Origin of the sequence: Roseibium aggregatum IAM 12614 (assembly GCF_000168975.1) — a bacterium.
Classification (GTDB): domain Bacteria; phylum Pseudomonadota; class Alphaproteobacteria; order Rhizobiales; family Stappiaceae; genus Roseibium; species Roseibium aggregatum.
The window spans coordinates 38,777-52,247 of the sequence record NZ_AAUW01000005.1 but is presented as its reverse complement, the minus strand read 5'-3'; the positions used below and the strand labels follow the sequence as shown (position 1 = coordinate 52,247).

Below are 13,471 nucleotides of genomic sequence, written 5' to 3'. Positions count from 1 at the left end.
AGCGAGGCGGAACACCGTTGTCCATAGACAGTGCACGGGGGGGAGCGATTCCATAAAAACGGTCCCTCCGATGGAGGCCACAATGCAGGTTCAGAACTTAGCTGGTTCGGATCAATGGGATCGTGTGAAAAAGGAACTGAGAAACGAGCTCGGTGACGATGTATTTTCCAACTGGTTCGGCAGAGTAAACCACGAAGAAACCACAGGCGATGCGGTGCGCCTGTCGGTACCCACCCGCTTCCTGAAAAACTGGATCCAGAACAACTACGAGAAGCAGCTCGTCGGGCTCTGGAAACGTGAGCAGGACGCTATCAACCGTATCGAGTTGACCGTTCGCGGCGCTCTGCGTCCGCGTCAGATCACTACCGGTCTTGCCCCCAAGGCGATCTCTGCCCGGCGGATCAGCGGCCGTCCCGGTCCTTTCGCGAGCACGCCTCAATTCGGCGCTTCTTACGGCGTTCCGGTCATTCCCTGTCTTGCAGACAGCAATGAGGATGCGGCGGCCGATTTCCTGAACGGAGCGTCCCTCAATCCGAAGCTGACGTTCGACACCTTTGCGGAAGGCGCCTCGAACAGCCTTGCCTGCGCAGCCGTGCGCCAGATGGCTGCAGGTCACCAGGGCACCCTGGATATGCTCTATATCCATTCCGCCACCGGCATCGGCAAGACCCATCTGCTGCAGGCAGCAGCCTCGGAGGCCCGCAAGACGGGACGGCAGGTTGCGTATCTGTCAGCCGAATTCTTCATGTATCACCTGGTCCCAGCCCTCAGAACGCCAGCATTTCCTATCCTACGGCAGGCTATGCGCTCCATCGACCTCTTGCTGGTAGACGACCTGCAGTTCCTGCATGGCAAGCAGGCCGCCGAGGAATTCAGCAAGACACTGGAACTGCTGATGGAATCGCCGAGCCAGATCATCATGGCGGCCGACCGGCCGGCAGAAGATCTCGATACGCTTGGCGATGCCCTGCGCTTCCGGATCCAGAAGGGCGAGGTCGTTGGCATTCAGGCCACCGACTATGCGCTGCGCCACGATATCCTGAAAAAGCGGATCAACGCAGCACGCCGCACGCATCCGGGGTTTTCCGTTCCCGAAGATGTTGCCGATTACATCGCGCGTTACGTGATTGCATCGGCCCGGGACCTGGAAGGTGCTCTCAATCGACTGTTCGCGCACAACCAGCTTACAAAACAGCCGGTGACGATGGATCTGGCGGAAAAGACCTTGCACGACCTCGTGCGGATCGGTGAACCACGCTCCATCAAGGTGGAAGAGATCCAACAGGTGGTTTGCAAGCATTTCAGTGTCACCAAGGCCGACCTGTTGTCGTCCTGCCGGGCCCGCACGCTGGTTCGTCCACGCCAGATCGCGATGTATATCGCGAAGGTGATGACCGGACGCTCACTGCCGGAAATCGGTCGGCGGTTCGGCAACCGCGACCACACCACGGTGCTGCATGCCGTCCGCAAGATCGAGGACATGGTGACCAAGGACAAGGCCCTTGCCCAGGAAGTGGAACTTCTGAAGCGTCTGATCCACGCCTGATCCGTTTCCGGGGACACCCCTCCCCCGGAAAACCTGCGGCGGCGGGCCTTGCCCGCCTCCGCGATTGCCCTGCCCCCTACACAGGGCAATCACCCCTATGCGTCCGCCAGGGCGCGGTCGAACTCAGGCGGTAACAGCCGCCGGGTGTTTCATCTTAACCTCCCTCTCCTTGAAGCCGCGCCAGCGGCTTCTTTTTTGCCGCGTTGACAGGCACCGCGGCCAGGCGTATGCCTTGCGCCGGTTTGAGGGAACCAGCCGCCCGCAGGCTTCGGCCATGGTGAATACCCTTGCGCAAGACGTCTTGCAGCTTTGATCGACCTTCACGAGACAGTGCAGGCTGATGGCAACGCGGGCCCCATGACGGGTCGCCGCCAAGTGGCGAACACCTTACCGCCTGCCTTTCTTGGAAAGGTAATCCCATGACGCTACCCAGCGTTGCCAATCTCAAGGCACAGGCCAAGCGCCTGCGCGCCGCGCTTGCTGCCAAGGGGCAGGACATCTCTCACAGCCAGGCGCTCGAAATTCTCTCCGCCCAATACGGCTTCAAGGACTGGAACACCGCGTCTGCGACCGCCGCCCGTCCGAACCAGATGCAGTTTGCCGTCGGCAGCCGCGTCTCCGGCACGTATTTGAAGCAACCCTTCGAAGGTGAAGTGCTGTCGCTGACCCGGGTTGGCCCAACGGGCCACTACAGGGTGACTATCAAGTTCGACACACCGGTGGATGTGGTCACCTTCGACAGTTTCTCGGCCTTTCGCAGCAGGGTGGTGGTCGTGATCACCGGCGACGGTGTCGCGGTCAAGCGGACCTCCGACGGTGAACCCTATCTGCGCATGCAGAGCACAGACTGACTTTTTTGAAAACCTTCCGGTCCTGAGCCGCTGAGCGCTGCATCATAGGAGGCAACGTTCAGCGGCTGAGCGTCAGCGCAGCCGTGCGATCACCAGATGTCCGGGAACAGGATCGCCTTCCTCCAGGCGCACGGTGATCGGGTCCATTGCGAGAATGTCGAAACCGGCCGTATCGAGAGATGTGCGAATATAGTCTTCCCCCTGCGCAAAGCGGCTTTTGGGCCCAACCATATAAGAACGGCCCTGCAGCACTTGTTCCGGCAGGGTTTCGGTCGAAAAGGCCAGGTAACCACCCGGGGTCAAACGGTCGATGGCACCTGCCAGAAAAGGTTCGACAGCGCCCAGATAGGGAAACACGTCGGTGGCCGCGATCATGTCCCAGCTTGGCCGTGAGCCGTCGTCTTCCTCGAATTCCTCAAGAAACGCGACAGCTTCACCGACATAAAGATCGTCATAAACTTCTCGGTCGTAGGCAAGCTCGACGATCCGTTCAGAGAGATCGACGCCGGTCCGATGGCTCGTGCAGTCGGCAAGAGCCATCCCTGTAAGACCCGTCCCGCAGCCAAGGTCGAGCAGCCGGTCGAAAGGACCGATCTCGAGTTTCTGAACAAGGTCGCGCACCAGCAACGGCACGCAATAGCCAAGTTCATCAACCAGGATGTCGTCAAAGACATCGGCATGCTGGTCAAACAGGGTGGCGACATAGGCATCCGGCATTTTCTGCGGCGCGGCTTCCGCGCCAATGGCCGCCAGGCGGATGCTGACACCGCCCGGATCGTCCGGATCGAGAGCCAAGGCTTCGCGGAAGGCAAGCGCTGCCCCTTCCAGATCACCTGATTTCTGCAGGGCCAGGCCGCGATTATAGGCTTCCGCCAACGCTTCGTTTTCAGGAGCGTCGTCTAAGTCCTCGTCCGGCTCGAATTCAGGCGTGTCGTTATTGCTCATGATCTATCCTTGCGGCTGAGCCCCTGCCCTACAGCCATGGACGGAGTTTTGCACGGCAAATTTGAATGCCCGGAGCGGATCAGAACAGATCGAGCTGCTTTTTGTCGGCCCGGGCTTTTTCCGCCGCCGGCCTGGCAACCTTTTTCAAGGGCACCGACATTTCGTCCGGCGAAATCTCGCGTTGCACATCGGCGTCGTCGTTGGCCACCTTGTTCACCCGGTTCGAAACCGGCGTTGCCACCAGAAAATCGTCTTCCACCGGCTGCAGCAGCTTTTCAGCTTCTCGCCTGTCCACATTGGCGACATCCAGCCAGGTGCCGAAATCCTCCCGCTTCAGGATGACTGGCATCCGGTTATGGATTGCCGACATCATCCGGTTGGACTGGATGGTGAGGATTGCGCCGGTATCGATATCGCCGCCATCAGGATCCGACCAGGTTTCCCAAAGTCCGGCAAAGCCCATGATGTCGCCCTCTGCCGGGCGAATCCAGAAAGGCTGCTTGCCTTCCGGCGTGCGCCGCCACTCATAAAAGCCTGAGGCGGGCACAAGGCACCTGTGATGGCGCATGGCGTTGCGAAACGACGGCTTTTGCGATGCTGTTTCGGCTCGTGCATTGATCAAAAGCGTGAAACTCGCCGGGTCCTTGACCCAGGGCGGCATCAAGCCCCAGCGGACAAGGTGAAAGCGACGCGTGCCGTCGAGCGACTGACGCACGATGGCCAGTGGCTGGGTGGGCGCGATATTGTATCGCGGCGGAAAATTGGGCTGATCGACATAATCAAAGAAGCTGCGCACAGCATCCGGTGGTGTCGTCAGAGCCAGGCGGCCGCACATCGTTTTTCTCCCATGGGGATACCTCAACAAGCGCAAACAGGGTTCCGCCGAGTTAGGCAATTGGAAATAAAAAAGAAGTACCGTAGGTCCCAAGTCAATAACAGGGGGACGGGTATGGAATGTTTGAATCCAGTTTTGGGCGCCGGGGAGCTGGCAGCCGAAAGGCTGGAAGAGGCAAACATCAATCCCCATACCGGCCTGGCGACCGATTATCTCAATCATTTCAATGAAGTTATGATGCTTCTGGAAATGCTTCCGGACATGCCGGACTGCGCCGAAGATGTTCTGGAATGGGAACCGCTCGACTATGAGGGTCACTTCGAGAACTCGTCTTTCAAGGACAAGAACCTGGCCATCATGGCCTATCACGCCGCCCCGGCATATCTGCGCGAGCACCTGGAAAAACAGGTCGCGGGCATCAACAAACTCGTGCGCAACATTCAGGATCAGCTTCGCGACACGCCGGACCCGGCAATGATCGCGGCGGAAATAGCCGACAAGGCCACGGTTGAAATCAAGCCTCTGATCGCCGTTGCCGGCGCCGTCATCCACGGCCATGTGGAGCCCGAAGCAACCCAGCACGAAGGTGAAGGCGCGCAGGCGGAAATCGACGCCCTGTTCGCATAGAACAAGGCCGCTTATTGTGGCCGGGCAGAATCAGAGTTTTCTCCGCCCGCCGAGGTTCCATGTCCAGGTTTTATCCGGAAACACCACGCGCCAGTGTCAGTGTCCTGTGCCACCGCGATGGCCGTGCCCTGCTGGTGAAACGTGGCAGGCCTCCATTCAAGGATCACTGGAGCCTGCCTGGTGGTGTGATCGAACTGGGCGAAACCCTGCAGGAAGCAGCCGCGCGTGAACTGTTTGAGGAAACCGGCGTCACCGCGGAACTTGGCGAGCCTGTGGAGACATTCGATTCGATCCAGCGCGACGACGACGGCCACGTTGCCACCCATTTCATTTTGACCGTGTTTTGTGGACCCTATGTTTCCGGCGATGCTGTTGCCGCCGACGATGCTGCCGCGCTCGACTGGTTCCGGATAGAAGATCTTGATGGTCTGCTGACCACACCCGGCACGCCCGACCGTATCCGGCGGCACATGAAGGCCTCCGGCGAACAGCAGCCGGGCGTCTAATCTTGGGATCAACTTGCCATAGTGCTTGCGGTGCCGGTCTGCGTTCCGCATGATCGGCCCATGATGAACCGCCGCCTGCAAGCTTTCTTTTTCCGGACCGCTGTCGTTCTGGCCTTGGGGAGCGTGTATCCGGTTCAGGTTGTATCGGCCCAGGAAACCGCGGTCGACGAGCCGCCCTACGAACAGCAACTCATGCGTCTGTCGGAGATCTTCGGAGCGCTGCATTTCCTGCGTCCGCTGTGCAAGGAAAGCGATACCCCAAGCTGGCGTGACCGCATGGAGGATTTCCTGGACGCTGAAACACTGGACGAGAATCGGCGCCGCAGGTTCATCGAGCGTTTTAACCAAGGATATCGTGGTTTCTCAGTCGCTTATAGAGAGTGCACCGAGGCTGCCCGTCTCGCAATGGCACAGTACTTGAGCGAAGGAGAGGTCATCATCAGCGACGTCACGAGCCGCTACGGCCGGTAATTTCCGCAAAAAACTTCAAATCGTTACGAGTTGGTTAACCTTTTGAATCAAATTTGTGGGTGGCCGTTAAGTTTGCGTTCACGGTTACTTATCAGCGCGGTTCGCCGTGCTAGGATCAATACTCAAGATTCGGGGCAGGAACACGCAAGGGTTGTTTCCCTTGCGTTCGGGAAGGACCGGTAAGGAAGCGAATGATAAACGACGATTACGCCGACGCGGCAATGGAAGCCGAATTTGCTGAAGACGAAGACATCAGGCGTGCTGCCCTCGGCTTCATTTCAGACGCATGGGCTGAAGCCATCGCCAATGGCGTGGATGCGGACGCGGTCGCACATGCGGCAATGTTCACCGCGCTTGCGGATCTGGTTGCCGCCTATGGTGAGGATGCCGTGGCCAAATTGGCCGAAGGCCTGCCGGACCGTATCCTGCAAGGCGACTACACCGTGAACCGGGTTCTGCAGTAACTCTCTCTCGGCACACGTTCTGAAGAGGCCGGTTGTCCGGCCTTTTTGATTCCCGCCTTTTACCTGCGGCTTCGTGTTTCCGGCGCGCTTAAGCAGTCAGCTCAACGCCTGCCGCTTCCAGCGCGAGCTTGAGATAGATCAGCGCGCCGAACAGGACCAGCAGAATTCCGGCAATATGGTTGGCGCGATCCAGCCAGAGATCGTCGATACGCGACTTGAAGTGCGAGACGGACGCCGAAACCAGCACCCACCATGTGGTTGCGCCTGCCGTGACGCCAGCAACCATCACCAATGCACCGAAATGATCCCCGCTCTGGGGGCGGTAGTCGCCGAGACTGCCGAATATCGCCACAAAGGCGAGCACCGCGCCCGGATTGGTGATGGCCATGAAAAAGGCCGCCGTCGCATCGGCCCAAAATCCGTGTTCCCTTTGCTTGCCGTCCCGGGTCAGATGCGGATGGGTATTCCAGATCTTGATGCCAAAAATGATCAGCAACGCCCCGCCGAAAATCTCGATGAGGTCGAACTGGCCCTTGATGAAATTGGTGACCGCCGACACGCCGAAAATCGCCGCCGCGGCAAAAATGGTATCGGCGAGAACGGCCCCCAGCCCCACGAAGACCCCTTGACGGAACCCGCCGTGTACGGCGTGTTGAATGGCCATGATATTGACAGGACCGACAGGCGCTGTTGTGAGAATGCCAACAAAAAACCCGATCAGCGCATATTCGAAAAACGACACGGTCGGTCCTTTTCTAGACCCTTGATTTTACTTTAAGAGCGAACGGACCTCTCGATAGCGGCCCGGTGGGGCCGTGACAAGACAAGAGGAAATTCCAGTCCCGATGTTTCCAGTCTCGCATGAATTGTTTAAGGAAAGGCGCGGGGCGATGCCTGCCTTCACCGCCATGACAACAACGGCGATGGACAGGTGCGGATAAACGAGGAACTTTCATGAGTCGGATTTATCAGACCGCGGTTCTGGCCGCCGGTCTTCTGGCAGGCACAGCTTTCGCAGCTACGGGTGTCGCCAAGACAGTCCAGGTTGAAACGATCCCGGTTGCGCCGAGCGAGCCTTCAAACGCACCGGCCATTCCGGCAGATGACCTCACATTGCCAGAGGCCGAAGAATCGGAGGACGCCGAACCCGCTGCTGCCGAAGAGGCTCAAACACCTGCGAATGACAGCGCGGAGCTGCCTCAGGTGCTTTACAGCACATCGTATCTGCCGAAACCTGTTCAGCGCATGCAGGCCCAACTCAAGGAAGCCGCGCTTTCAGGAAACATGGAACGACTGCGGATGGTGTTCGAAAGCAACGAACTGCCGCCCACCGTCTCGTTCGGGCACATCGACGACCCGATCGACTTCCTGAAAGAAAGCTCCGGCGACGGCGAAGGCTTCGAGATCCTGGCCATTCTTGCCGACATCATGGATGCCGGTTTCCTCCACGTCGATGCCGGTACGCCCCAGGAAATGTATGTCTGGCCTTACTTTGCCCGTTACCCTTTGCACGACCTGACGCCTGATCAGAAAGTCGAGATGTTCCGGATCGTTACTGCGGGTGATTACGCCGAAATGAAGGACTTTGGTGCCTGGACGTTTTATCGCGTCGGCATCGGCCCGGACGGCACGCTGCATTATTTCGTGGCCGGAGACTGACCAGAGTGCCCCAAGACTGACCAGAGTGCCCGGTGACCGCAAGTCGCCAGATAAATCGGGCACGTCAATCGACCGGGCTATTGCGGCAAATGAAAAAATCGTGACAATCAATACGAGCGCAGGCCGTTCGTTACCCCATAAGCACGTGCTTGCGCCCCGCCTTCCAACTCCCGCCACCTGCGGCGCATGCGAGTGACCAATATGATTGTAAGATTTTTCTCCGCTGCCTTTCTGATTTCGCTCCTGGCCCTGAGCGGCTGCCAATCCAGCAGCCAGTCCGGTGATGGTCTGGAAAACGGCAGTGCCGCGCCTCCCATAGGTGATCTGAGCTCCGTTGATCAGGGACCGGACGGCGATCCTGACGCATGTGCCGGCGCAATGTCCGAAGGTACCTCGATGACACCGGGCTGTTAACGGCCTGCAGGTTTTCACAGCCGGTTTTCCGGAACGGTTGAGGCAACAAGCGCCGCCGTTCCGGGAACGCCTCATGGCTGCATTGCCTCACAGGCAATTCAAGCAGTCCTTGCGGATCTCAATCTCCGGCAGGATCTTTCCAGCCGGCTGTTTTCAAGCCTTCGATCAGGGCAGTGACGATTTGATCGCTGGCCTGATGCGAGCGCAGGTAACTGGCCGGGTCCCGACCTAACTCGGGAGACATCTCCGCCATTTTCTCCAGTGCTGCATGGGCGGCAGCCTTATTGCCAAGTTTGGACTGTGCTATTGCGACGAGGCACCAGCTAATCCCGGACCCGTCCAGAACGCCCTTCTTCGCGGCGGTCAGCATTTCCGCATATTGGCCCTTCAGCAGATGATCGACGGCGATCAGGTGATAGTACCAGCCGGGCGCGTTTCGTGTGCGCTCTATCGCCTTTTCCAGATACGAAATGCCTTCGTCGAATTTGCCTGCCACCGCCAGCCGCCAGCCGAGTTGGGCCATGGTGTCCGGATCGTTGGGATTGAGAGCGAGCGCCTTTTTGGCCAGCCTTTCGCCTTCCTCGATATTGCCCATGTAGTGATTGATCGACGAAAGCGCCTTGAGCGCCAGGATATTGTTGCCATCAAGGCTCAAGGCATGTGACGCAGCATCCAGTGCACGGTCGAAGGCAAGTTCCTTGCTTCCGTCCGCAGTCAGACCGAAGCGTGCGGCATCCAGATAGATCCAGCCCAGCATGGCCCAGGCTTCGACATACCCCGGATCCCGTTTGACCGCGCGCTCCAGGCACGACTGGACCGTTGCATGGAGTTGTTTCGAAAAGTTCCTCCGGTAGACGTAGCCGCGCAACACGCATTCGAAACTGTCGTTACTCGGCTCGTTCCCGGCAGGCAGAGTGCTTGCCAGCTCGGACTTGATCACACCATATGGCTGCCCGGCGACGGTTGCGATGTCCGAAGCGATGCTTTCCTCGATTTCCAGCAAGGTCGATCTGCTGCGGACGCGGTCGTAACTGCTCGACCACAGGACCCGCCTACTGGGGCTGTGAACCAGTTTGGCGCTGACACGGATCACCCCGCCTTCCGATCCGACAGCGCCCGTAATCAGGAAGGAGACATCCTCCTGCCGGCCGATCTCAACCGGATCCATTGTGCTGGCCCCGTTGGCACCGGACGGCGGCCAGAAGATGCGAAAGTCCGGAAACCGGCTGAGGGCGGTCATGATCTGCTCCGCGATTCCTTCCGCCAGTATCTGCTGTTCCGGGTCCGTTGATGACACCCTGAAGGGAAGTACCATTACCGACGGTTTCAAGACCTCATCCTGCTCCTCTTGTGCCGGCAGGAAATGCATTACGGCTGCGGCTGCAAGCGCCGCCAGCACAAACAGGATTGCTGCGGCGGCAAGCGCCCAGGGCAATCTGGATACCGTCCCGGAAGCGTGCGCAGCGGTTTCAACTTCTTCGGGCCGTTTGGCCTGAACACTCTCCTCCCTTGCTTCAATCGGGACCTCCTTTGCGGAAACGTCTGCCAGATTGTTGTGAAACTTCGGAGCGTATTGGCCTTTGGGAATGGAAATGCGGATCGGGTTTTGGGCGCCATCGGCGATGTAATAGCTGTCCAGATCGTGCCGGAGACGCCGGGCCTCCAGACGCACGATCGGGTCGGACTGCGGGTCGAAGCTCTCGTCGCGGCCGAAGACCGCCAGTCCGATGGTGTAGCCCTTCAACGTCTCTGCGCGCCCGGCCAAGGCCTCCTCTATCAGGAACGTCAGCATGGCGCGGCGCTTGGGGGTTGCCTGAAAGTGATCGCTTTGCAGGACACGGGACATTTCTTCCCGTACGCGGGCCGGGCAATCGAACTCCTCCACGTCACCTGTTGCAACTATGTGTTGCCCGCCAGACCGCATCTTCCCCCCACTCGAAAGTGCCGTGAATTAACTTCATCCGAACGATAGTCCAATGCCATCAGCTTTGTCATCCGTAACAATTCCCAAAACCGGCGAAGACGGTAAACAGCCCCCAAGACTCCTGTTCGTACCTGTTCACACCTTGTAACCGCTCTGTTTCCCGAACGTAATCTTACTGGAATTTTCCAGGAGCTCTCGAGAACGGAGCAGTGTCGTCATGCCGGTCGCAGCTCTCATCATGCGTCGCTTCAAAGTGGACGAACTTGCTCTTCGCCGCCTCTGCAGCACTCACCCCGCCTTCCTGTCACTTTGCGAGGACTACACAACCGCATGTTGCGCTCTGGAACGCTGGGGAAACGATGAAGCCAAAGCCGCAGACTATCGTGCCGTGATCGAAGAACTCGAACGGGAAATTTCGAGCTTTCTGACAGGAAGCGTTCGTATCGACGGGCCGTCACCGGCCTCCTCCACAAATGGTCCAAAAAGGAGCCATTAGGTATGTTGACCAGAATAGTAACCAGACTGGTGGTCGCAGGCATGGCCTGCACAGCGCTGTCAGGCATGGCCTTCGCCCAGGACGCGAAGAAACCCAACATCCTCTTCATTGTCTCGGACGATACCGGCTACGGCGACACGGGTCCGTATCTGGGCGGTGAAGCGCGTGGCATGCCGACGCCGAACATCGACAAACTGGCCGACGACGGCATGATGTTCACCCAATTCTATGCACAGCCCAGTTGCACGCCCGGCCGCGCTGCCATGCAGACAGGCCGTATTCCCAACCGCTCCGGTATGACGACCGTGGCGTTTCAGGGCCAGGGCGGCGGGCTTCCCGCTGCCGAGTGGACGTTGGCATCGGTCCTGAAAACCGGTGGCTATGACACCTATTTCACCGGCAAGTGGCACCTTGGGGAAGACGATTACGCCCTGCCCAATGCGCAGGGCTACGACGTGATGAAACATGTCGGCCTCTATCACCTCAACGCCTATACCTATGCCGATCCGACCTGGTTCCCGGATATGCCGAAAGACCTGCGCGAGATGTTCGCAAAGGTCACCAAGGGGTCTTTGTCGGGCAAAGCCGGTGAAAAGCCCACGGAAGACTTCAAGATCAACGGCCAATATGTGGACACGCCGGACAAGGGCGTGGTCGGGATCCCCTATTTTGACGGGTATGTCGAAAAAGCCGGTCTGGAGTTTCTGGAAGAGGCCGCAAAGAAGCCGGACACGCCGTTCTTCATCAACGTCAACTTCATGAAGGTGCACCAGCCGAACCTGCCGGCACCGGAATTTGAAGGAAAGTCGATCTCCAAGACCAAATATGCCGATTCCGTCGTTGAACTCGACACCCGCATCGGCAATCTGGTCAACAAGCTCGACGAGCTTGGCCTTGCCGACAATACGATCGTTTTCTGGACCACGGACAACGGCGCCTGGCAGGACGTTTATCCGGACGCGGGCTACACACCGTTCCGGGGCACCAAGGGCACCGTGCGTGAAGGCGGCAACCGGGTTCCGGCCATCGTCCGCTGGCCCGGTCATGTCAAACCGGACACGAAGAGTGCAGCGGTCGTCGGCGGTCTTGATCTGATGGCAACCTTCGCCTCCGTTGCCGACATCACGCTGCCGACCGAAGACCGCGAAGGCAAGCCGATCATCTTCGACAGCTACGACATGACACCAGTCTGGGAAGGCACGGGAGACTCCGGCCGCAAAGCCTGGTTCTATTTCACCGAGAACGAACTGTCTCCCGGTGCTGCCCGCGTCGGCAACTACAAGGCCGTGTTCAACCTGCGCGGCGATGACGGCGCATCTACAGGTGGACTTGCGGTTGACACCAACTTAGGGTGGAAGGGTCCGGAAAGCTATGTCGCAACTGTGCCGCAGATCTTCAATCTGCTTGCCGACCCGCAGGAACGATACGACATGTTCATGAACAACTTCACCGAACGCACCTGGTATCTGCCGGTGATCAACGAGGAAGTGAAGAAACTCGTTGAATCCTACGTCAAGTACCCGCCGCGGAAGCTGCAGAGTGAAGTTTACACGGGGCCGATTACTTTGACCCAGTATCAACGCTTCAAGTACGTTCAGGATGCCCTTGCCAAGGACGGCTTCTCGATCGGCCTGCCGACCGGAAACTGATCTGAAACACGCCGACAGTGTCCGCCCCGATCAGTGACGGAGCGGACACCAACCAGAAATGATCATTTCGGAAGGTTTCAGCCATGAACGCCAGATCTCTCTACAGAACGTTGGTGCTTTACCTGGTCGCGGTCAGCGTCTCGACGGCGGGAGCCCTTGCCCAATCCGATCCGTTGCCGTCCTGGAACGATGGTGCAAACAAGCAGGCTATCGTTGACTTCGTCGAAGCCGTCACGGCGGAAGGTGGAGCGGATTACGTGGCGCCGGGAGACCGGATCGCCACCTTCGACAATGACGGCACCTTGTGGGTGGAGCATCCCATGTACACCCAGTTTGCCTTCGCACTCGACCGGGTGAAGGCCATGGCCCCGGACCACCCCGAATGGAAGACGACCCAGCCCTTCCAGGCCGTTCTGGAAAACGACATGGAAGCGCTCGGTAAGGCTGGCGAAAAAGGCCTGCTGGAAATCGTCGCAGCCACCCACGCAGGCATGAGCACGGAAGCGTTCGAAAAGACGGTCACGGACTGGATCGCAACCACAAAACACCCGAAATTCGACAAGCCCTATACCGAACTTGTCTATCAGCCGATGCTGGACCTTCTCGCCTATCTGCGCGCGAACGACTTCAAGACCTTCATCGTCTCCGGTGGCGGCATCGAATTCATGCGCCCATGGACCGAGAAAGTCTACGGGATCCCGCCCGAGCAGGTGGTCGGCTCGTCGATCGTTACGGAATACAAGGTGATCGACGGCGTTCCCACTTTGATGCGGACACCCAAGGTTGCCTTTATCGACGACAAGGACGGCAAGCCCGTCGGTATCCTCAGCCACATCGGCAAGCGCCCCTTGGCTGCGTTCGGCAACTCCGATGGCGACTATCAGATGCTGCAATATACGACTGCCGGTTCGGGAAAGCGCCTCGGCATGATCGTCCATCACGATGATGCGGACAGGGAATATGCCTATGATCGCGATACCCATTTCGGCACGCTGAACAAGGGACTGGACGACGCCTCGAAAGAAGGGTGGCATATCATCAGCATGAAAGACGATTGGAAGCAGATCTTTCCGGACTAGATCCG

15 protein-coding genes are annotated in these 13,471 nt (G+C 58.7%); 11 read left to right on the top strand and 4 right to left on the bottom strand.

Annotated elements, in window-relative coordinates:
* The first annotated feature begins 82 nt into the window (after nucleotides 1-82).
* Nucleotides 83-1,546 (top strand): chromosomal replication initiator protein DnaA, encoded by a 1,464-nt coding sequence (dnaA, locus tag SIAM614_RS07930; RefSeq protein ID WP_040439672.1) that lies wholly within the window; start codon nucleotides 83-85, stop codon nucleotides 1,544-1,546.
* A 419-nt stretch (nucleotides 1,547-1,965) separates the two neighbouring features.
* Entirely contained in the window at nucleotides 1,966-2,397 is a 432-nt protein-coding gene (locus tag SIAM614_RS07925) for a glyoxalase superfamily protein (RefSeq protein ID WP_006933481.1), read from the top strand.
* Nucleotides 2,398-2,469: 72 nt separating this feature from the next.
* Here SIAM614_RS07925 and SIAM614_RS07920 read toward each other — a convergent pair whose 3' ends face one another.
* Nucleotides 2,470-3,342 carry a methyltransferase gene (locus SIAM614_RS07920; protein ID WP_006933480.1) on the bottom strand — a complete coding sequence of 291 codons (873 nt, stop codon included), beginning with the start codon at nucleotides 3,340-3,342 and terminating at the stop codon, nucleotides 2,470-2,472.
* Between the two features lie 79 nt (nucleotides 3,343-3,421).
* Nucleotides 3,422-4,177: an SOS response-associated peptidase gene (locus tag SIAM614_RS07915; RefSeq protein WP_006933476.1), complete on the bottom strand. Its 756-nt coding sequence runs from the start codon at nucleotides 4,175-4,177 to the stop codon at nucleotides 3,422-3,424.
* Nucleotides 4,178-4,291: 114 nt separating this feature from the next.
* Between SIAM614_RS07915 and SIAM614_RS07910 the strand changes: the two genes are divergently transcribed.
* From SIAM614_RS07910 to SIAM614_RS07895, 4 genes are all read left to right on the top strand, one after another.
* Nucleotides 4,292-4,804 (top strand): hypothetical protein, encoded by a 513-nt coding sequence (locus SIAM614_RS07910; protein WP_040439615.1) that lies wholly within the window; start codon nucleotides 4,292-4,294, stop codon nucleotides 4,802-4,804.
* A 59-nt stretch (nucleotides 4,805-4,863) separates the two neighbouring features.
* Nucleotides 4,864-5,310, top strand: coding sequence for an NUDIX hydrolase (locus tag SIAM614_RS07905; RefSeq protein ID WP_006933472.1), 447 nt, complete (start codon nucleotides 4,864-4,866; stop codon nucleotides 5,308-5,310).
* A gap of 60 nt (nucleotides 5,311-5,370) precedes the next feature.
* The gene (locus SIAM614_RS07900; protein WP_208983918.1) at nucleotides 5,371-5,781 is read left to right on the top strand and encodes a TIGR02301 family protein; all 411 of its coding nucleotides are present in this window, start codon (nucleotides 5,371-5,373) and stop codon (nucleotides 5,779-5,781) included.
* Nucleotides 5,782-5,972: 191 nt separating this feature from the next.
* Nucleotides 5,973-6,245, top strand: coding sequence for a hypothetical protein (locus SIAM614_RS07895; RefSeq protein ID WP_006933467.1), 273 nt, complete (start codon nucleotides 5,973-5,975; stop codon nucleotides 6,243-6,245).
* Between the two features lie 88 nt (nucleotides 6,246-6,333).
* Here SIAM614_RS07895 and SIAM614_RS07890 read toward each other — a convergent pair whose 3' ends face one another.
* A complete protein-coding gene (locus SIAM614_RS07890) occupies nucleotides 6,334-6,987 on the bottom strand; it encodes a LysE family translocator (RefSeq protein WP_006933465.1) in 654 nt (217 codons plus the stop codon).
* A gap of 212 nt (nucleotides 6,988-7,199) precedes the next feature.
* Here SIAM614_RS07890 and SIAM614_RS07885 point away from each other — a divergent pair, with 212 nt between their 5' ends.
* Both SIAM614_RS07885 and SIAM614_RS07880 read left to right on the top strand, forming a co-directional pair.
* A complete protein-coding gene (locus tag SIAM614_RS07885) occupies nucleotides 7,200-7,904 on the top strand; it encodes a hypothetical protein (RefSeq protein ID WP_006933464.1) in 705 nt (234 codons plus the stop codon).
* Nucleotides 7,905-8,105: 201 nt separating this feature from the next.
* A complete protein-coding gene (locus tag SIAM614_RS07880) occupies nucleotides 8,106-8,318 on the top strand; it encodes a hypothetical protein (RefSeq protein WP_006933463.1) in 213 nt (70 codons plus the stop codon).
* A gap of 118 nt (nucleotides 8,319-8,436) precedes the next feature.
* Here the strand turns inward: SIAM614_RS07880 and SIAM614_RS07875 are convergent, their stop codons facing one another.
* The gene (locus tag SIAM614_RS07875) at nucleotides 8,437-10,164 is read right to left on the bottom strand and encodes a hypothetical protein (RefSeq protein ID WP_006933462.1); all 1,728 of its coding nucleotides are present in this window, start codon (nucleotides 10,162-10,164) and stop codon (nucleotides 8,437-8,439) included.
* 295 nt (nucleotides 10,165-10,459) lie between these two features.
* Here SIAM614_RS07875 and SIAM614_RS07870 point away from each other — a divergent pair, with 295 nt between their 5' ends.
* The 3 genes from SIAM614_RS07870 to SIAM614_RS07860 all read left to right on the top strand — a co-directional run bounded on the left by SIAM614_RS07870 (nucleotide 10,460) and on the right by SIAM614_RS07860 (nucleotide 13,466).
* The gene (locus SIAM614_RS07870; protein WP_006933461.1) at nucleotides 10,460-10,738 is read left to right on the top strand and encodes a hypothetical protein; all 279 of its coding nucleotides are present in this window, start codon (nucleotides 10,460-10,462) and stop codon (nucleotides 10,736-10,738) included.
* Nucleotides 10,739-10,740: 2 nt separating this feature from the next.
* Nucleotides 10,741-12,387, top strand: coding sequence for an arylsulfatase (locus SIAM614_RS07865; protein ID WP_040439614.1), 1,647 nt, complete (start codon nucleotides 10,741-10,743; stop codon nucleotides 12,385-12,387).
* An 83-nt stretch (nucleotides 12,388-12,470) separates the two neighbouring features.
* On the top strand, nucleotides 12,471-13,466 hold the full coding sequence (locus tag SIAM614_RS07860; protein ID WP_040439613.1) for an HAD family hydrolase: 996 nt from the start codon (nucleotides 12,471-12,473) through the stop codon (nucleotides 13,464-13,466).
* The last annotated feature ends 5 nt before the right edge of the window (nucleotides 13,467-13,471 follow it).